The sequence below is a fragment of the Isoptericola sp. F-RaC21 genome, from assembly GCF_038593535.1.
Taxonomy (GTDB): Bacteria; Actinomycetota; Actinomycetes; order Actinomycetales; family Cellulomonadaceae; genus Isoptericola.
In genome coordinates, this window is sequence record NZ_JBCFYX010000004.1 from 504684 (window position 1) to 521682 (window position 16999).

A 16999-nucleotide genomic window follows, 5' to 3' on the forward strand; every position below is an offset into this window, starting at 1 on the left:
CGTGACGTGCGGTGCGCGCGACGTGGGCGGTTCCGGCGCGACCGGGGCACAGGCCGCGCCGGAACCGAGCGCCCGAGAACGACGGCGGCCAGCCGCGGGCGGCGCGACTCTCGCTCCGTCGTCTTCGAACATGTGTTCGAGAGTAGCGGGGATGGCACCGCGCCACAAGGGCACGCCCGAAGGCTGTGGACGACCTGCGCTAGTCAGCCACGATCAGCGACGATCAGACCAGGCCGTCCTCCTGCAGCACCCGCTGCGCGACGGCGAACGCGGAGTTCGCGCTCGGCACGGAGCAGTAGATCGCGGACTGCAGCAGCACCTCGCGGATCTCGTCCACGGTGAGCCCGTTGCGCACCGCGGCGCGCACATGCATGGCGAGCTCGTCCGTGTGCCCGCCCGCCACCAACGCGGTGAGGGTGATCATCGACCGGCTGCGGCGGTCGAGGCCCGGCCGCGTCCAGATCTCGCCCCAGGCGTAGCGCGTGATGAGGTCCTGGAAGTCCGCCGTGAACGACGTCGTCCCTGCCTCGGCCCGGTCCACGTGGGCGTCGCCCAGCACCCCGCGGCGCACGCGCATCCCGGCGTCGTGCCTTCGCTCGTCGCCCGTGCGCCTCTCGTCCGCGCGCCTGCCGTCCGGCCGCTCGTCGCCCGGCCGCTCGTCGTGCTCCGTCATCGCCCCTCCCCCTCGTCCACCAGCTCGCGGACCAGGGCCGCGGCGCGGCCCGGCCGCTCGGCGGGCGCGAGGTGCGCCGCGCCATGGATCACGACGAGCCGCCCGCGCTGCACGCCGTCCGCCACCTGGCGGACGTCGTCGGGCGTCGTCGCCGGGTCCTCGTCGCCGGCGACGGCGACCACGGGCGCGCCGATCTCGGCGAGCCGGTCGCGGACGTCGAACCGGGCCAGCGCCCCGCACACGGCGGCGTAGCCGAACCGGTCCGCGTGCTGCAGGGACGCCAGCAGGCGGGTCCCGACGTCGGGCTCCCGCGCCAGGAAGCCAGGACCGAACCAGCGGCCCGCCGAGGACGAGACCTGCGTCGGGGTGCCCGCCGCCGCGACCAGCGCCGCGCGCTCGAGCCACGGCCCGGGCTCACCGAAGCGGGCGGCGGTGCAGCACAGGACGGCGCCGCGCACGCGCTCCGGCGCGTCGAGCAGCAGCTGCTGGCCGACGGCGCCGCCCACGGAGACGCCCGCGTACCAGAAGGGCGCGCCGGGGTCGCCGCGCTCGGCCTGCGCGCGGTCGGCGATCCCCAGCACGGCGGCCGCCAGGTCCGCCATGGTCAGGTCGTCGAGCGACCCCGGGGCCACGGCCGGCGACGCGCCGTGGCCCGGCAGGTCCCAGCCGACGACGTCGAGCCCGTCGTCCAGCAGCGGGACGACGTCGTGCCACAACGCCGCGACCGACGTCCCCAGCGACGGACCCAGCACCAGCAGCGGCCGGGACGCGTCGCGCACCGCGAACGCCACGGCGCCCAGGTCGGGGGCGCTCATCGCTCCGCCCCCGCGCCGTCGGGCCCCGCGTCCGGCGCGTACCGCGCGAGCACCCGGTCGACGACGGTCGCCGCGGCGCCGGTGTCCGCGGAGCCCGCGTCCACGCCGAGCTGCTCGCGCAGGTTCCGCGCGACGCCCGCCTCGTCGACCTCCAGCCCCTCCAGCAGCTCGGCGGCGGCGTGCGCGGCGCCGATCGCGTGCCGGGCGAGCTGCTGCAGCGCCGGCCACTCGGCGTGCCACGCGCCGTCGGGCCGCTCGTCGACGGCCTCGCCGGCGGACCCGAGCACCTGCGCCGCCAGCGCGGGCGCGGCCAGCGACGACCGGCGCACCAGCACCGACAGCACCGGGTTGCGCTTGTGCGCCATCGCCGACGACGCGCCGCGCCCCGGGGCGGCCGGCTCGCGCAGCTCGCCCACCTCGCCGCGGGCGCCGACCAGGACGTCGGCCGCGACCGTGCCTGTCGCCGCGCACGCCTCGGCGAGCGCGCCCGCCGCGCGGACGACGGGGAAGCGGGTCACGTGCCACGGGCCGGCCGTCACGGGCAGGCCGAGCTCCGCCGCCCAGGCGTCGACCAGAGGCCACGGGCCGGCGGTCACGGGCACGGACGGGGTCTCGACAGGCTCGACCGACGGGGCCGGCGTGGCATCGACGGGCTCGACCGACGGGCTCGACGTGGCCTCGGCAGGCCCGGTCGACGGGGTCGGCAGGGCCCCGAGCGTGCCCGCCGCGCCGCCGTAGGCGAGCGGGAGCGCGCGGGTCGCGTCGTCGAGCCGGGCCCGCGCCTCGGCGAGGGCCTGCAGCCACCCGGCGCAGCGCGCGCCGAGGGTGGTGGGGACGGCGGGCTGCGTGAGCGTGCGCCCCAGCGCGGGCAGGTCGCGGTACCGGCGCGCGAGACCCGCGGCGGCGACGACGGCGCGGCCGAGCCCGGCGTCGGCCACCCGGCCGGCGTCGCGCAGCACGAGCACGAGGGCGGTGTCGAGCACGTCCTGCGACGTCAGGCCGGCGTGCACCGCGCCCACGACGTCCGCGACGGGCACCCCCGCCTCGACGGCGGGCCCGCACCCGGACTCCACGGCCGCGCGCAGCCGGGCGAGGAGGGGGATCACGGGGTTGCCGCCGCCCGCCGCGTCGCGCGCGACCTCGGTCGCCAGGGCGAGCGCCGCGCCGTCGTCGGCCGCGAGCGCCACGACGGCCCGGTCCACGACGGGCACGACGGCGGCGGGGACGACGCCGCACCGCGCCTGGGCACGCACCCACGCGGCCTCGGCGGCGAGCATCGCGCGCAGGACGGCGACGTCGTCGGTGACGGCGGCGGGCGAGCCGGGGGCGAGGTCCGCGCCGGGGGTGAGCAGTCCGACGTCAGGCACGCGACGGCACCCCGGAGACGATCTCCCCGCTCGGGTCCGGCAGGTCGAGCGGGTCGGACGGCAGGCCGGCGGCGAGCCCGCGGACGACGCCGTGCACCTCGTCCGGGGTCGCGTCGGGCGGCGCGTGACCCGGAGTGCCCTGGCCGAGGTCGAGGAACACCGTCTCCCCCTCCCCCTGCAGCCGGATGTCGAACCGGAGCGACCCGTCGGACTCACGCGCCGCGACGAGCGTCGCTCGACGCTCCGGCTCGAGCCCCGCGAGGAGCGGGTCGGCCGCGAGCGCGTCCTCGTCGTCCGGCAGGTAGATGCGGGTGAACAGCCGGTCGGTGAGGCCTCGGGCGAAGACGGCGACGGCGACCATCGCGGGCCGGCGACGCCCGTCCGTCGACGCGGCGGGGCCGGGCTCGAGTGTGCGGAACCAGTACCCGCCCTCGCGGTCGGTGGCGGCGCGGCCCCAGCCGGTGAACGTGCCGTCGCGCAGGATCGAGCCGCTGCGCCGCACGGCGGTGCCCGACGGGTCGGCGTGCCAGATCTCCAGCAGCGCGTCGGGCACGGGCCGGCCCGCGCCGTCGAGCACGCGCCCGTGCAGCCGCACCGCCCCCGGGGTGCCGGGCTCGACGAGCTCGTTGCCCCGGTCGTACGGCAGGGCGTAGCCGAAGAACGGCCCGACGGTCTGGCCGGGCGTCGGGCGCAGGCGCGGCGCGCGCCCGCTGGTCACGGCGTCACTCATCGTCGTCCTCCGGCTCCGTCCAGGTGCGGTCCGCCCCCGACAGCACGATGTCCCACCGGTAGCCGGTGGACCACTCGTGCGAGGTGAGCGCGTGGTCGTAGACGGCGATCAGTCGGTCACGCGCCCGCGGGTCGCGCACGGACTGGTAGATGGGGTCCAGGGCGAACAGCGGGTCGCCGGGGAAGTACATCTGCGTCACGGTGCGCTGCGTGAAGTCGGTGCCGAACAGCGAGAAGTGGATGTGCGCGGGCCGCCAGGCGTTCTGGTGGTTCTTCCACGGGTACGGCCCGGGCTTGATCGTGGTGAAGCGGTACCAGCCGTCGTCGTCCGTGAGGGTGCGCCCCACGCCGGTGAAGTTCGGGTCGATGGGCGCGGGGTGCTGGTCGCGCTTGTGGATGTAGCGCCCGCCCGCGTTGGCCTGCCAGATCTCCACGAGCTGCCTCCGCACGGGACGGCCCGCGCCGTCGAGCACCCGGCCCGCGACGACGATGCGCTCCCCGATCGGCTCGCCGCCGTGCTGCACGGTGAGGTCGGACTCGAGGGTGCCGATGTCGCGCTCGCCGAACACGGGCGAGAGCAGCTCGATCGTCTCCGGGTCCGCGTGCCGCAGGTCCTTCGTCGGGTGCCGCAGCAGCGAGCTGCGGTACGGGGCGAAGTCGCGGACGGGCCCCGTCTCTTCGACAACCACCGACTCCTCGGGGCCGCTCGTGTCGCGCCTGTCCCGGTACGCCCGGTGGCTCGCCCGGATCTCGGTGGACAGGTCCGTCTGGCTCTCGGTCTCCGCGTCGAGCCGCACCTCGGGCGGCGCCTGCGGGTCGTGGATGCTCACATCGCTCCTTCTCTGATGATCCGGCCCCAGCCGGTGTATCCCTCGGCCAGGAACCGTCGTCCGCTCTCCGAGGCGACGAGCGTGCGCAGCTCGGCCACCCGCCGCTTCGCCTCGAACCCCGACTCGGCGGGGTGCGAGTGCAGCATCCGGCTCATCCAGGCCGAGAAGTGCTGCGCCCGCCACACGCGCTCCGACACGCGGCGGCCGTACTCGTCGAGCAGGTCGTCGCCTCGGGTGCCGCCCCCGGCGCCGCGCGCGAACCAGGTGGTCAGCACGTCGTGCAGCACGACCACGTCCGCGAGCGCGAGGTTGAGCCCCTTGGCGCCGGTGGGCGGCACGGTGTGCGCGGCGTCGCCGGCGAGCAGCATGCGGCCGTGCCGCACCGGCTCGACGACGGACGACCGGAACCGCAGCACCGACCGCTCGGTCACCGGGCCCTCGACCAGGCGGAAGCCGTCGGTGCCGGCGACGCGGCGCTGCAGCTCGTGCCAGATCCGCGCGTCGTCCCAGCCGGCGGGGTCCTCGTCGGGGTCGCACTGGAAGTACAGCCGCTGGTGGGTGTCGGTGCGCTGACTGATCAGCGCGAAGCCGTGCTCCGACGTCGTGTAGACGAGCTCCGGCGCGCTGCGCGACGCCTCGACGATCACGCCGAACCAGGCGTACGGGTACTCGTGCACGTAGTGCCGGCGCACGGTCTCGGGGAGCGAGCGCCGGCACGCGGAGTGCGAGCCGTCCGCACCCACGAGGACGTCGCAGCGCAGCTCGCGCTCGCGCCCCTCGGCGTCGGTCCAGCGGACGCCGGGGTGGTCGGTGCGGACGTCCAGCACCTCGGTCACGGTGGCCTGCCAGCGCACGTCCGCCCCGTTCGCCGCCGCCCGGTCGGCGAGGTCCGCGAACACCTCGGTCTGCGGGTACAGCCACACCGCGCTGCCGGTGAGCCCGTGCAGGTCGATGCGGTGGCTCTCGCCGTCGAACCGCAGCGCGATGCCGTCGTGCCGGTCGCCGTCGCGCAGCACGCGGTCCATGCCGGCGTCGACCAGGGTGGACACGGAGCTCGCCTCGAGGATGCCCGCGCGCGTGGTGCGGTAGATCTCGTCGCGGGAGCGCGCCTCCAGCACCACGTGCTCGACGCCCGAGGTGTGCAGCAGGTGCGACAGCAGCAGCCCCGCCGGGCCCCCGCCGACGATCGCGACGCGGGTGCGCTCGACGCTCATGCCGCCCCTCCCAGCGTCAGGCCCAGCAGGTCCTCCAGCTCGGCGTGCGTGACGCCGAACCGCTCCACCACGGTGGCGCCCGCGCCGTCCCGCCCCGTCCCGACGTCGAGCACCGCACGGTCGGCGTAGACGCGCGACACGCAGCCGACGCCGGTGAGCGGCAGCGTGCAATCCTCGACGAGCTTGGGCGTCCCGTCCTTGGTCAGCAGCGTCATCATCACGACCGTGCGCCGGGCGCCGACGGCGAGGTCCATCGCGCCGCCGACGGCGGGCACGGCCCCCGGGGCGCCGGTGGACCAGTTCGCCAGGTCGCCCGACGTGGAGACCTGGAACGCGCCCAGCACGCACACGTCGATGTGCCCGCCGCGCATCATCGCGAACGAGTCGGCCTGGTGGAAGTACGACGCCCCCGGCAGCTCCGTGACCGGCACCTTGCCGGCGTTGATGAGCTCCGGGTCGACGTCCTCGGGCGCAGGCGCCGGGCCCATCCCCAGCATCCCGTTCTCCGTGTGCAGCGTGACGCCCGAGCCGGGCGGCAGGTGGTCGCCGACGAGCGTCGGCAGCCCGATGCCGAGGTTCACGTACGACCCCGGCGCGATGTCGGCGGCGACGCGCGCGGCGAGCTGCTCCTTGGTGAGGGGGCCGTCGGTGGTCGTCCGCGTCGTCATGCGCTCACCCCCGCCACGGCGGTCGTCGAGCGGAGGGCCACGACGGCCTCGACGTAGATGCCGGGCGTGACGACGGCCTCGGGGTCGAGGCCCCCGGCCGGCACCACCTCCCCCACCTGCGCCACCGTGCGGGTCGCCGCCATGGCCATCACCGGGCCGAAGTTGCGCGCCGTGCGCCGGTAGACGAGATTGCCGGCCGTGTCGGCGCGGTGCGCCTTGACCAGCGCGACGTCCGCGCGGATCGGCGTCTCCAGCACCATCGGCACGCCGTCGAGCACGCGCGTCTCCTTCCCCTCCGCGAGCGGCGTCCCGTAGCCGGTGGGCGTGAAGAACGCCCCGATGCCGGCGCCGGCGGCACGGATGCGCTCCGCGAGGTTGCCCTGCGGCACCAGCTCCAGCTCGATGCGCCCCGCCCGGTACGCGGCGTCGAAGTGCCACGAGTCCACCTGCCGCGGGAACGAGCAGACGATGCGGCGCACCCGCCCGTCGCGCACCAGGCGGGCGAGGGCGTCGTCGCCGTTGCCCGCGTTGTTCGACACGACGACGAGGTCGCCCGCGTCCGACGCGAGCAGCGCCTCGACGAGCTCCACCGGCTGCCCGGCCGGTCCGAACCCGCCGATCATCACGGTGGCGCCGTCCGGAACCTCCCCCAGCGCCTCGCGCGCCGATCCGGCGACCCTGGTCATGCAGCCCTCTTCTCCGTCACGTTCTCCAGCACCACCGCGGTGCCCTGCCCGACGCCGATGCACAGCGCCGCCACGCCCCACCGCGCGCCGGACGCCTGCAGCCGTCGCGCCAGCGTGCCCAGCACCCGCGTGCCCGACGCGCCCAACGGGTGGCCCAGCGCGACCGCCCCGCCCCAGCCGTTGAGAATCTGGACGTCACGGATCGGGGAATCCAGGAACGCGGCGTGGTCGTCCAGGCCCCACGCGTCAGCGCACACGAGCGACTGCGCGGCGAACGCCTCGTTGAGCTCGACCGCGCCGACGTCCTCCCAGCCGATGCCGGAACGCTCCAGCGCCCGGTGCACGGCCTCGACGGGCGCCGCGCCGAAGTACTGCGGCTCCCCCGCGACCGTGGCCCGGCCCGCGACGCGCGCCAGCGGCTCCAGGCCCGTGAGCGCCGCGGCGCGCTCCGACCCGATCAGCGCCGCCGACGCGCCGTCCGACAGCGGGGAGGCGTTGCCGGCGGTGACCGTCCCGTCGTCACGGAACGACGGTGCCAGGGCGGCCAGCTTCTCGAGGGTGGTGTCGGGGCGGATCGCCTCGTCGTGGCGCAGGTCCGTGCCGGGGTAGGGCGTCACCAGGTCGTCGTAGCACCCCTCTTCCCAGGCCCGGGCGGCCAGCACGTGGCTCCGCAGCGCGAACGCGTCCTGCCGCTCGCGGGAGACGCCGCGCTTCTCGCGCAGGCGCTCGGTGGCCTCGCCGAGCGACACCGTCCAGTCGGGCGCCATGCGCGGGTTCACCAGCCGCCAGCCGAGCGTCGTCGAGACGAGCGCGGCGTCGCCCGCGGGGAAGGGGCGGGAGGGCTTGGGCAGCACCCACGGCGCCCGCGACATCGACTCGACGCCGCCGGCGACGACCACGTCCGCGTCCCCCGTCTCCACCGCGCGCGCCGCCTGCACGGCCGCCTCCAGCGACGACCCGCACAGCCGGTTCACGGTGGCACCGGGCACGCTCAGCGGCAGCCCCGCGAGCAGCACCGCCATCCGCGCGACGTCGCGGTTCTCCTCGCCCGCGCCGTTGGCGTTGCCGAGGATCACGTCGTCGATCGCCGCCGGGTCGAGCGCCGGGGCGCGCCGCACCTGCTCGCCGACGACGAACGCGGCCAGGTCGTCGGGGCGCACGCCCGCGAGCGCGCCGCCGTACCGGCCGAACGGCGTCCGCACGGCGTCGTAGACGTACGCGTCCCTCATCGCAGCCTCCTCAGGTCGTCCTCGATGCGCTTCGCGGCGGCGAGCAGGGGAGGCACGATGTCGTCGCGGATCTCGGCGACGTCGCCGCGACGCACCGGCGCCGAGACGTTCACCGCCGCGACGACGTCGCCGCGCGCGTCGTGCACGGGCGCCGCGACCGAGCGCAGGCCCTCCTCGAGCTCCTGGTCCACCAGGGCCCAGCCCTGCTCGCGCGCCCGGTCCAGCTCGGCGCGCAGCGCGGCGGGCGTCGTCACGGTCCGTGCCGTGAGCGCCGGCAGCTCGGCCGCGGCGAGGAAGGCGTCGCGCTCGCCGTCGGGCACGTGCGCGAGGATCGCGCGCCCCATCGACGTCGCGAAGGCGGGGAAGCGGGTGCCGACGTGGATCGCCGCGGACATGATGCGGCGCGTCGCGACGCGCGCCACGTAGACGATGTCCGCGCCGTCGAGCACCGCCACCGACGACGACTCCCCCACCTCCGCCGACAGCCGCTCCAGGTGCGGCACGGCGACCTCGGGCAGCGTGAGGCTGGAGAGGTAGGCGTAGCCCAGGTCGAGGACGGCGGGACGCAGCGCGAACTCGCGCCCGTCCGTGCGCACGTACCCCAGCTCCACCAGGGTGTGCAGGAAGCGGCGCGCGGACGCGCGGCTCAGCCCGGTGACGCGGGCGACGTCGCTCAGCGTCAGCGACGGTCGCTCCGCCCCGAACGCGCGGATCACCGCCAGCCCGCGGTCGAGGGACTGGACGAACTCGCCGGACCGGCTCTCGTGGTTGGTCATCGCCTCGTCTGTCATCGCCTCGTCTGTCATGGCCTCACCCTGCATGGGTCAGCCTCGCGTCGGCGAGCGAGCGCACGCCCAGCTTGGCCTGCTGCACCAGCTCGTAGACGTGCGTGCGCAGGCGGGCGAACTCGGGCGCGCCGCGGGTGTCGAGCTGGTCGCGCTCGGCGCCGAGGCCGACGCGCACGTCCTCGAGGATCACCGTCGGCCGGGCGGACAGCACCAGCACCCGTTCCCCCAGGTAGATCGCCTCGTCGATGTCGTGGGTGACGAAGACGACCGTGACGCCGAGTCGCTGCCACAGGGCACGGACCAGGTCCTCGAGCTCGAAGCGCGTCTGCGCGTCGACGGCGGCGAACGGCTCGTCCATGAGCAGCACCTGCGGCTCGTACGCCGCGGCCCGCGCGATGGCGACGCGCTGCTGCATGCCACCCGAGAGCTGCCACGGGTAGGAGCGGGCGACGTCGGCCAGCCCCACGGCCTCGAGCGCCTCGCCGACGAGCCGCGCCCGCTCCGCGCGCGGCACGCCCTTCTCCTTCAGGGGCAGCTCGACGTTCTGGGTGACCGTCATCCAGGGGAACAGCGAGCGCCCGTACTCCTGCAGCACCACCGCCATGCCCTTCGGGGGCCCGACGACCGGCGTCCCGGCGAGCACGACCTCGCCCGACGTCGCGGGCAGCAGGCCGGCCAGGCAGCGCAGCAGCGTCGTCTTGCCCGCGCCGGACGGGCCGACGACGCACACGAGCTCGCCCTCGGCGACGGCGAACGACAGGTCCGCGATCGCCTCGACGGGCTCGCCACGGCCGGTGTAGACCTTGCGAAGTCCTCGGACCTCGAGCATCGCGTTCAATCTAGGCACCTCCACGCTGGGCCTGCAGGTACCCGTGGTACCAGGCGAGGACCGCGCCGGTCGCGATCCGGAAGACGAAGGACAGGAGCACCCCGAGCAGGCCGAGCATGATGACGCCGCTCCACATCTCGGGGATGGCGAAGCTGCGCTGGAACTGCACCACGGAGAAGCCGAGGCCGTCCTTGGCCGCGAACATCTCGCTGATCACCATGAGGATGATCGCGATCGACAGCGCCTGCCGGGCGCCGGTGACGATCTGCGGGCTCGCGCCCGGCAGCATGAGCCGCCGCACCCGACCCCAGCGGCCCAGCCGGAACGCGCGGGCCGTGTCCTTGAGCACCGGGTCGAGGCCGCGCACCCCCTCGACCGTGTTGAGGAGGATGGGCCACAGGGCGCCCGTCGCGATGACGAACACCCGCATCGACGTGCCGACGCCGAGGAAGAGCATGAGCACCGGCACCATCACGGGCGGCGGGATGGCGCGGAAGAACTCGAGCACCGGCTCGGCGAGCTCGCGCAGCGGGCGCACCGCGCCGATGAGGAGCCCCAGCCCGACCCCGACGACGAGCGCCGCGGCGTAGCCGACGAGCAGCCGGCCCAGGCTCGGCAGGATGTCCGCCGCGAAGCGGGTGTCGGCGAAGGTGTCGCCCGAGAACCACGTCGGGCCGAACGTCGCGAGGATCTCCGACAGCGGCGGGTTGAACGGCGACTCGCTGTTCGCCGTCGCGACCCACCAGGCCGCGAGCAGCAGCAGCGGCAGGCCGACGGCGTACAGCACGGACCGCACGATGCTCACGAGATCCCCTCCCCTCGGACGGCGGGGTGCCAGAACAGCGCGCGGTGCTCCAGCGCGCGGGCCAGCAGGTTGACGGCGACGCCGAGCAGGCCGGTCACGACGACCAGCGCGTACATGGACGGCACGGCGCCGGACTCGCGCGCGACGGCGAGCAGCTTGCCGATCCCCGGCGTGCCGATGAGCATCTCGCCGGTGACGGTGAGGATCAGCGCGACCGACGCCCCGAGCCGCACGCCCGTCATGACGTAGGGCAGCGCCGTCGGCCACACCAGGGTGCGCACGCGGGCGAGCACGGAGAACCGGTACGACCGGGCGGTGTCGCTCGCGACCGGGTCCACGTCCTGCACGCCCGCGAGCACCTGCACCAGCACCTGCCAGAACGCCGCGTACACGACCAGCAGCAGCGTGGCCTGCATCCCCGTGCCCCACAGCAGCACCGCGATCGGGATGAGCGCCACCGACGGCACCGGGCGCAGGAACTCGATCGTCGACGCGGTCGCCGACCGCAGGAACGGGATCATGCCGATGACGACGCCGAGCACGACGCCCGCGACCACGGAGATCGCCAGCCCGGTGATCCAGGTGACGAGGGTGTCGCCGAGAGCCGCCCAGAACTCCGGCGTCTGCATCCGCTCGGCGAGCGCGGCGAGGATCTCGGTGGTCGGGGGCAGGAAGTCCGGGTTCACGAGGCCCGTCGCCGGCACCACCTGCAGGACGACGAGGAGCGCCGCCACGCCCGCGGTGCCGAGCAGCCAGGCGGGCGCCGCGCGACGGCCGACCGGACGGACGCCCGCCGTCATGGCATCAGCGCCGAGACGTCGACGGGCTCGGAGAACACGCCGTACTGCTCGCCGAGGTCCGCGAGGAGCTGCAGCTGCGCCTGGTCGAGGTCGGGGGTGAAGCGCGGCATGATCATCGCGTCCTTCACGGCGGGGTCGATCTCGGTGTAGGAGTCGAGCACGGCACGCGTCTCGTCGGGGTGCTCCTCGGCGTAGGAGAGGGACTTCTTCAGGGCGGCGGTGAAGGCGTCCACCGTCTCGGGGTCCTTCGCGATCTGCTGCTCGGTGGTGAAGTACGCCGCGATGAGCAGGTTCGGGTCCACCTCCGCGTAGTTCCAGCTCACGGGCTCGGCGCCGGCCTGCAGCGCCCGCGTGAGGTGCGGCTCGAGGATCCACGCGGCGTCGACCTGGCCGCTCTCCACGGCGGCCGGCATGTCCGGGAAGCCCATCTCGACGAAGTCGACCTTCGACGCGTCGCCGCCCGCGGCGTCCACCACGGCGCTGACCGTCGTGTCGCCGATGTTGTTGAGGGTGTTGACCGCGACCGTCTTGCCGGACAGGTCGGCGGCGTCCTCGATCCCCGAGTCCGGCATCGCGACGACGGCGGCGAAGTCCTTGCCGACCTCGCCGGTCGTGAGGTTCCCGGGGGCGACCACCTTGAGCGGCAGGCCCTGCTGCGACGCGAGCAGCAGCGACGTGACGTTGCTGAACCCGAACTCGTACTCGCCGCTCACGACGGCGGGCACGATCGCGGCGCCGCCCTGCGCGAGCTCGAGCGTGACGTCGAGCCCCTCGTCCTCGAAGAACCCCTGCTCGACGCCCAGGTAGATGGGCGCGACGTCGACGATCGGGATGACGCCGACCGTGACCGGCGTGAGCCCGCCGTCCCCGGACGCGGCGGAGTCGGAGTCGTCCGACGAGCCGCTGCACGCGGCCAGGGCGAGGGCGGCCGCCGCCGCGACGACGGCGGGGGCGGTGCGGCGCGCGACTGTGTTCCCGAGCACGGTGTTCTCCCTTGAACGGTCCGGACCGGAGACGACCACAGAGGGTCCGCTCTCCGAACGAGTGTGCGGAGAGTGAACATAGTGGCCGGCAGGCGGGCGGGTCAACGGTCGGTGCGACGTCGGTCCCCCTGCGCGGGGGACGCGGCTCCCCCGCACGGGGGAAGCCCGGCGGCGCCGTCGGCGCGAGCGTGGGAGCACAGCCACCCACCGACCGGAGGCAGCACGATGACCAGCACGTCCGTCCCCAGAGACCTCCCCCGGCACGACGCCGGACCCGGCGCCGGCTCCACCCCCGGCGCCGCCGCGCGCACCGTCGAGGCACCACCTCCCGACCGCCGGCTCGCGGGCGCCGCGCTCGCGGCGTCGGCCGCCACCGCGGCGATGCTCGGCGTCTTCGTCGCCCGACCGGACGTCGACGCCCTGCTCCCGGACGGGCGCATGCTCGGCGCGGAGCTCGTCCCCGCGGCGCCGCTCGTCCTGGTCCTGCTCGCGACGGCGCTGCTCGGCGTCGTCGCCTCCGCGGCCGCGCTCGCCCGCCCCACCGCCCGCGCCGCGGGGCGCCTCGTCGTCCCCGTCGGGATCCTCGAGGTCGTCGCGTTCGGGATCGTCGCGCAGGGGTCCGGCACGCTCCCCGCCGCCGGCTACCTCGTGTCGTTCGCCGTCCCCGTGCTCGCCGTGTGGGCGGGCGTGCAGGTGTTCCGCACCCGCCCCGCGTGGCGGCTGCCGCTCGGCGCCGTCGTGGTGCTCGCCGCCGTCGGCGTCGTCGTCGGCCGCGGGGCGTTCGCGGACTGGTGGGACGCCATCACGACCGGGCTCGCACGCGAGCCGTGGGCGCTGCCGGCCGTGCTGCTGCCGCTGGCGACCGCGGCGGCCTGGGCCGGGCTCGTCGCCGTGCGCGCCTGGCAGCGCGGGTCGCTGCGGACCGCCACCGCCTGGGTGACGCGGCACCGGCGGCTGTTCACGATCGTCGCCGCGCTCGGCCCCCTGCCCTACGCGCTCGCCCGCGCCACCTGGCTCACGCCGTGGCCGCAGTTCGCGGGCCCCGCGGAGGAGCTGACCCTCGCGGTCCGCATCCAAGGCCTGTCCCTCTCGAGCGGCGCCTGGCTCGGCATCGTGCTCACCCTCGGCCTGATCCTGCCGTGGGGAGAGCGGCTGCCGCGCTGGTTCGGACGCCGCGCCGGACGGCCGGTGCCGCCGGCCGCCGCCATCGTGCCCGCCGGGATCGTCGCCGTGATGCTCTGCGGCGCGGCCGTCCCCATGCTCGTCATGATGGGGTGGGCCGCGGCCCTGTACTTCCCCGCCTGGTTCTGGGGCCCCGCGCTCGCCCTCGCCGTCTGGGGCTACGCCGGGCACCGGTACGGGGTCGAGGACGGCGTCGTGGACGCCCCCGGGGTCAGCGACCCAGGGAGTGCTCGGCCCGCCCCCGCAGCTCGCCGCTGAGCCGCAGCTCGCCGCCGTCGTGGGCCACCAGCAGGGCCTTCGCGACGTCGGCGAGCTCGGGCGCGCCGTCGAGCCCGTTGTACGCCCCGAACCAGTCGGCGAGCGTCACGCCGTGCGACGGCCGGTGCACCACCTCGACCGCGTCCCCCGCGCCGAGGTCGCCGTTCTCCACCACGCGCAGGTACGCGCCGGTGCGGTTGGCCTCGGTGAACCGGCGCACCCAGCGCGGCGGCGAGTCGAGGCGCCGGGCGAACGTCTGGCACGGCGTGCGCGGCTGCGTCACCTCGAGGAGGGCCGTGCCCACGCGCCAGCGCTCCCCGACCACCGCCCGACTCACCTCCAGGCCGCGGGTGCGCAGGTTCTCCCCGAACAGGCCGGGCGCGACCTCGTACCCCAGCTCGGCGCCCCACACCGCCGCGTCCTCCTCGGAGTACGCGTAGACCGCCTGGTCCAGCCCGCCGTGGTTCTTGCGGTCCGCCTGGACGTCCGCGTACAGCCCGTACGGGCGGGCCTTGACCCGGCCCTCCACGGGGCGCTTGTCGATGGCGGTGACGCCCACCGTCCCGGCGTCGGGCAGGAGGGCGAACACGCGGCAGACGGCGAGGAGCTCGGGCACGGCTCCATCGTCTCAGGCCGAGGGCCCCGGGCCGCCAGCGCCGCACCTCACACCGCCGGCGGCAGGCCGTCGGGTCCCAGGTCACCTACCGTGGTCTCCGTGAGCGCACGCACCGAGAACCTCCCCCATGTCGTCGTCGTCGGCGGAGGGTTCGGTGGCCTCGCGGTGGTGAAGGCCCTGGCGAAGGCGCCCGTGCGGGTGACGCTCGTCGAGCGCCGCGTCTACAACACGTTCCAGCCGCTGCTGTACCAGGTCGCCACCGGAGGGCTGAACCCCGGCGACGTCACCTACTGGCTGCGCGGGCTGCGGCTGAAGCAGAAGAACCTGCGCGTGCTGCACGAGCACCTGGTCGGCATCGACCACGACGCCCGCACCATCCGCCTCGCCAACGACGAGCAGATCTCCTTCGACCACCTCGTGCTCGCCAACGGCGTCACCGTGAACTTCTTCGACACGCCGGGCGCCAAGGAGAACGCGCTCGGCATGTACTCCCGCTCGCAGGCGCTGCGGATCCGCGACCAGCTCTTCATCCGGCTGGAGCGGTCGGCGTTCACCCCCGGGTCGGACGACGGCCTGCGCGTCGTCGTCGTGGGCGGCGGCGCCACCGGGGTCGAGGTCGCCGGGGCGCTCGCGGAGCTGCGCACGGCCGGCCTCGCGCCCGCCTACCCCGAGATCGACGGCGACGCGTTCGAGATCACCGTGGTGCAGCGCGGCACCGAGCTGCTCAAGGCGTTCCACCCGAGCCTGCGCGAGTACGCGGCGCAGGAGCTGAAGCACCGCGGGGTGCGGCTGCACCTGGGGGCGGGCGTCGCGGAGGTGCGGCCCGACGCCGTCGTCCTCACCGACGGCACCCGCATCCGCGCCGACCTCACGGTGTGGTCCGCGGGCGTCGGCCCGCACCCCGAGGTGGACGACTGGGACCTGCCCCGCCGCAAGGGCGGCCGCATCGCCGTCGGGCCCGACCTGCAGGTCGAGGGGCGGCCCGGGGTCTTCGCGATCGGCGACATCGCCGAGACGCCCGACTGGCTGCCGCAGCTCGCGCAGCCGGCCATCCAGGGCGGCGAGCAGGTGGCGCGCAACATCCTCGCGCTGCTCGAGGGCCGGGCCACCGAGCCGCTGACCTACCACGACAAGGGCACCATGGCGGTCATCGGCCGCCGCGCCGCGATCGCCGAGATCACGCTGCCCGTGACGTCCAAGAAGCTGCGGCTCACGGCCGGGCTCGCCTGGCTGGTGTGGCTGTTCGTGCACATCATGTCGCTGGTCGGGCCGCGCAACCGCGTCACGACGCTCGCCGGTCTGGTCACCCGGTACGGGTTCCCGTTCCACCGCCGCCCGATCCCGATCGTCGGCGACGTCCCGACGATCCGTCCGGAGCGATAGCGGCCAGTGCCGGCCGCCGGAGTCGCTACTGCTGCGCCGAGGCGATGAACGCCGTGACCGCCGCCGCGACCATCAGCGAGTGCAGGATCATGTGCTCGAGGTTCGGGCGAGGGCGGTCGCCGATCCGGGGAAGCACGATGACGGTGCGCGCGTAGGTGCGGGCGTGCAGCTGCGCCCACGTGTCGCCGGTGCCCGCTGTCGCCCACGGCACGCTCCGGCCCGTCAGGTACGGCAGCCACCACAGCGCCAGGCCGGACAGCACGGCGACCGCCTCGACGCCGGCACCGGCGTAGCCGAGCCAGGGCGTGTGCAGGGCACCGGCAAGGCCGAGCAGCACGACGGGGGCGAGCAGGACGGGGCCGTTGACCAGGGTCTCCGTGCGGCGCTCGGCGAGCGTGGCCGCGGCCACGTTGTTCAACGGCGGCAGCTCGACCAGGGTCGTGACGAGGAAGTACCCGAGCACGGTGGTAGCGAGCGCGATGGCGGTGATGAGCACTGTCAGCTCCCTGTCTCGTGCCGAGCCGCCACACCGTCGAGGAAGGTCCCGACCGCGAGCTCGAACCAGTGGTCGTAGTAGTCCCGTGGTGCGACGGGGGGATTCGGGGCGTCACCGAACTCGGCGAGGGCCAGCCCGGTGACGAGGACGCCGAGCGAGGAGACCAGGTGCAGGGCCTCCTGCGGGTCGGTGCCGACGGCCTCGAACGCGCGGGTGACGACGGGCACGACAGGCCGGTAGGTCGCCTCGGAGACGTTCGTGACCGCGAGCACCTGGGCGGCGCCGGGATGTGCTCGCAGCGCGCGGCGGGCTCGTCGGGCGAACCCTTCGAGCAGCGGCCGCCAGGCGAGGTCGGTGCCGAGGCCGGCGAACACCTCCGCCCAGACGCTGTCGGCGACGAGCTGCTGCAGCTCCGCCTTCCCCGCGACGTGGTGATAGAGCGAGGGTGCCCGCACCTGGAGCCGGGCGGCGAGGTGGCGCATCGTCAGCGCAGCCGTCCCCTGCTCGTCGAGCAGCGCGAGCGCCGTGTTCACGATCGCATCCGTGCCGATGCGCGGCGGTCTGGGCATCCGGGTCCCCCTCCTGTCCCGGGTAGCCTAACGGTGTTAGAAAACGTGGACAAGAGGAGAATCGACGCCCGTCCGGCGG

19 protein-coding genes are annotated in these 16999 nt (G+C 75.2%); 2 read left to right on the forward strand and 17 right to left on the reverse strand.

What is annotated here, in order from left to right; genetic code table 11:
* Positions 1-223 precede the first annotated feature (223 nt).
* From pcaC to AAG589_RS17195, 14 genes are all read right to left on the reverse strand, one after another.
* Complete coding sequence (gene pcaC / locus AAG589_RS17130; protein WP_430568706.1) at positions 224-577, reverse strand: 4-carboxymuconolactone decarboxylase; 354 nt, start codon at positions 575-577, stop codon at positions 224-226.
* Between the two features lie 92 nt (positions 578-669).
* Complete coding sequence (locus tag AAG589_RS17135) at positions 670-1488, reverse strand: alpha/beta fold hydrolase (RefSeq protein ID WP_430568484.1); 819 nt, start codon at positions 1486-1488, stop codon at positions 670-672.
* On the reverse strand, positions 1485-2855 hold the full coding sequence (locus AAG589_RS17140; protein WP_430568485.1) for a lyase family protein: 1371 nt from the start codon (positions 2853-2855) through the stop codon (positions 1485-1487). The genes AAG589_RS17135 and AAG589_RS17140 overlap by 4 nt, the downstream gene beginning before the upstream one ends.
* Positions 2848-3585, reverse strand: coding sequence for a protocatechuate 3,4-dioxygenase subunit alpha (gene pcaG, locus AAG589_RS17145; RefSeq protein ID WP_430568486.1), 738 nt, complete (start codon positions 3583-3585; stop codon positions 2848-2850). The genes AAG589_RS17140 and pcaG overlap by 8 nt, the downstream gene beginning before the upstream one ends.
* Positions 3578-4414: a protocatechuate 3,4-dioxygenase subunit beta gene (pcaH, locus tag AAG589_RS17150; RefSeq protein WP_430568487.1), complete on the reverse strand. Its 837-nt coding sequence runs from the start codon at positions 4412-4414 to the stop codon at positions 3578-3580. Before pcaH ends, pcaG begins: the two co-directional genes overlap by 8 nt.
* Positions 4411-5628 (reverse strand): 4-hydroxybenzoate 3-monooxygenase, encoded by a 1218-nt coding sequence (locus AAG589_RS17155; protein WP_430568488.1) that lies wholly within the window; start codon positions 5626-5628, stop codon positions 4411-4413. Before AAG589_RS17155 ends, pcaH begins: the two co-directional genes overlap by 4 nt.
* Positions 5625-6296, reverse strand: a complete 672-nt coding sequence (locus tag AAG589_RS17160) for a 3-oxoacid CoA-transferase subunit B (protein ID WP_430568489.1) — start codon at positions 6294-6296, stop codon at positions 5625-5627. The genes AAG589_RS17155 and AAG589_RS17160 overlap by 4 nt, the downstream gene beginning before the upstream one ends.
* The gene (locus tag AAG589_RS17165) at positions 6293-6982 is read right to left on the reverse strand and encodes a 3-oxoacid CoA-transferase subunit A (protein WP_430568490.1); all 690 of its coding nucleotides are present in this window, start codon (positions 6980-6982) and stop codon (positions 6293-6295) included. Before AAG589_RS17165 ends, AAG589_RS17160 begins: the two co-directional genes overlap by 4 nt.
* Positions 6979-8211: a thiolase family protein gene (locus AAG589_RS17170; RefSeq protein ID WP_430568491.1), complete on the reverse strand. Its 1233-nt coding sequence runs from the start codon at positions 8209-8211 to the stop codon at positions 6979-6981. Before AAG589_RS17170 ends, AAG589_RS17165 begins: the two co-directional genes overlap by 4 nt.
* A complete protein-coding gene (locus AAG589_RS17175) occupies positions 8208-9017 on the reverse strand; it encodes an IclR family transcriptional regulator domain-containing protein (RefSeq protein WP_430568492.1) in 810 nt (269 codons plus the stop codon). Before AAG589_RS17175 ends, AAG589_RS17170 begins: the two co-directional genes overlap by 4 nt.
* A 4-nt stretch (positions 9018-9021) precedes the next feature.
* Positions 9022-9828: an ABC transporter ATP-binding protein gene (locus tag AAG589_RS17180; protein WP_430568493.1), complete on the reverse strand. Its 807-nt coding sequence runs from the start codon at positions 9826-9828 to the stop codon at positions 9022-9024.
* Positions 9829-9838: 10 nt separating this feature from the next.
* Positions 9839-10633: an ABC transporter permease gene (locus tag AAG589_RS17185; protein WP_430568494.1), complete on the reverse strand. Its 795-nt coding sequence runs from the start codon at positions 10631-10633 to the stop codon at positions 9839-9841.
* Positions 10630-11433: an ABC transporter permease gene (locus AAG589_RS17190; RefSeq protein WP_430568495.1), complete on the reverse strand. Its 804-nt coding sequence runs from the start codon at positions 11431-11433 to the stop codon at positions 10630-10632. Before AAG589_RS17190 ends, AAG589_RS17185 begins: the two co-directional genes overlap by 4 nt.
* Positions 11430-12416, reverse strand: coding sequence for an ABC transporter substrate-binding protein (locus AAG589_RS17195; protein WP_430568496.1), 987 nt, complete (start codon positions 12414-12416; stop codon positions 11430-11432). The genes AAG589_RS17190 and AAG589_RS17195 overlap by 4 nt, the downstream gene beginning before the upstream one ends.
* 225 nt (positions 12417-12641) lie before the next feature.
* On the opposite strand from AAG589_RS17195, the gene AAG589_RS17200 reads away from it, so the two are divergent.
* Positions 12642-13856, forward strand: a complete 1215-nt coding sequence (locus AAG589_RS17200) for a hypothetical protein (protein ID WP_430568497.1) — start codon at positions 12642-12644, stop codon at positions 13854-13856.
* Here the strand turns inward: AAG589_RS17200 and AAG589_RS17205 are convergent.
* Positions 13810-14472 carry an MOSC domain-containing protein gene (locus AAG589_RS17205; protein ID WP_430568498.1) on the reverse strand — a complete coding sequence of 221 codons (663 nt, stop codon included), beginning with the start codon at positions 14470-14472 and terminating at the stop codon, positions 13810-13812. The two genes, AAG589_RS17200 and AAG589_RS17205, sit on opposite strands and share 47 nt — an antisense overlap.
* A 99-nt stretch (positions 14473-14571) precedes the next feature.
* Here AAG589_RS17205 and AAG589_RS17210 point away from each other — a divergent pair, with 99 nt between their 5' ends.
* A complete protein-coding gene (locus AAG589_RS17210; RefSeq protein ID WP_430568499.1) occupies positions 14572-15855 on the forward strand; it encodes an NAD(P)/FAD-dependent oxidoreductase in 1284 nt (427 codons plus the stop codon).
* 25 nt (positions 15856-15880) lie between these two features.
* Here AAG589_RS17210 and AAG589_RS17215 read toward each other — a convergent pair whose 3' ends face one another.
* Positions 15881-16351, reverse strand: a complete 471-nt coding sequence (locus tag AAG589_RS17215) for a hypothetical protein (protein ID WP_430568500.1) — start codon at positions 16349-16351, stop codon at positions 15881-15883.
* 2 nt (positions 16352-16353) lie between these two features.
* Positions 16354-16920, reverse strand: a complete 567-nt coding sequence (locus AAG589_RS17220; RefSeq protein ID WP_430568501.1) for a TetR/AcrR family transcriptional regulator — start codon at positions 16918-16920, stop codon at positions 16354-16356.
* Positions 16921-16999 lie beyond the last annotated feature (79 nt).

Coding starts and splice junctions, on each gene's coding strand:
- AAG589_RS17165 (WP_430568490.1), bottom strand. CDS start 6,982: ATGACCAGGGTCGCCGGATCGGCGCGCGAGGCGCTGGGGGAGGTTCCG.
- AAG589_RS17170 (WP_430568491.1), bottom strand. CDS start 8,211: ATGAGGGACGCGTACGTCTACGACGCCGTGCGGACGCCGTTCGGCCGG.
- AAG589_RS17190 (WP_430568495.1), bottom strand. CDS start 11,433: ATGACGGCGGGCGTCCGTCCGGTCGGCCGTCGCGCGGCGCCCGCCTGG.
- AAG589_RS17155 (WP_430568488.1), bottom strand. CDS start 5,628: ATGAGCGTCGAGCGCACCCGCGTCGCGATCGTCGGCGGGGGCCCGGCG.
- AAG589_RS17200 (WP_430568497.1), top strand. CDS start 12,642: ATGACCAGCACGTCCGTCCCCAGAGACCTCCCCCGGCACGACGCCGGA.
- AAG589_RS17220 (WP_430568501.1), bottom strand. CDS start 16,920: ATGCCCAGACCGCCGCGCATCGGCACGGATGCGATCGTGAACACGGCG.
- AAG589_RS17135 (WP_430568484.1), bottom strand. CDS start 1,488: ATGAGCGCCCCCGACCTGGGCGCCGTGGCGTTCGCGGTGCGCGACGCG.
- AAG589_RS17160 (WP_430568489.1), bottom strand. CDS start 6,296: ATGACGACGCGGACGACCACCGACGGCCCCCTCACCAAGGAGCAGCTC.
- pcaG (WP_430568486.1), bottom strand. CDS start 3,585: ATGAGTGACGCCGTGACCAGCGGGCGCGCGCCGCGCCTGCGCCCGACG.
- AAG589_RS17180 (WP_430568493.1), bottom strand. CDS start 9,828: ATGCTCGAGGTCCGAGGACTTCGCAAGGTCTACACCGGCCGTGGCGAG.
- AAG589_RS17175 (WP_430568492.1), bottom strand. CDS start 9,017: ATGACAGACGAGGCGATGACAGACGAGGCGATGACCAACCACGAGAGC.
- pcaC (WP_430568706.1), bottom strand. CDS start 577: ATGCGCGTGCGCCGCGGGGTGCTGGGCGACGCCCACGTGGACCGGGCC.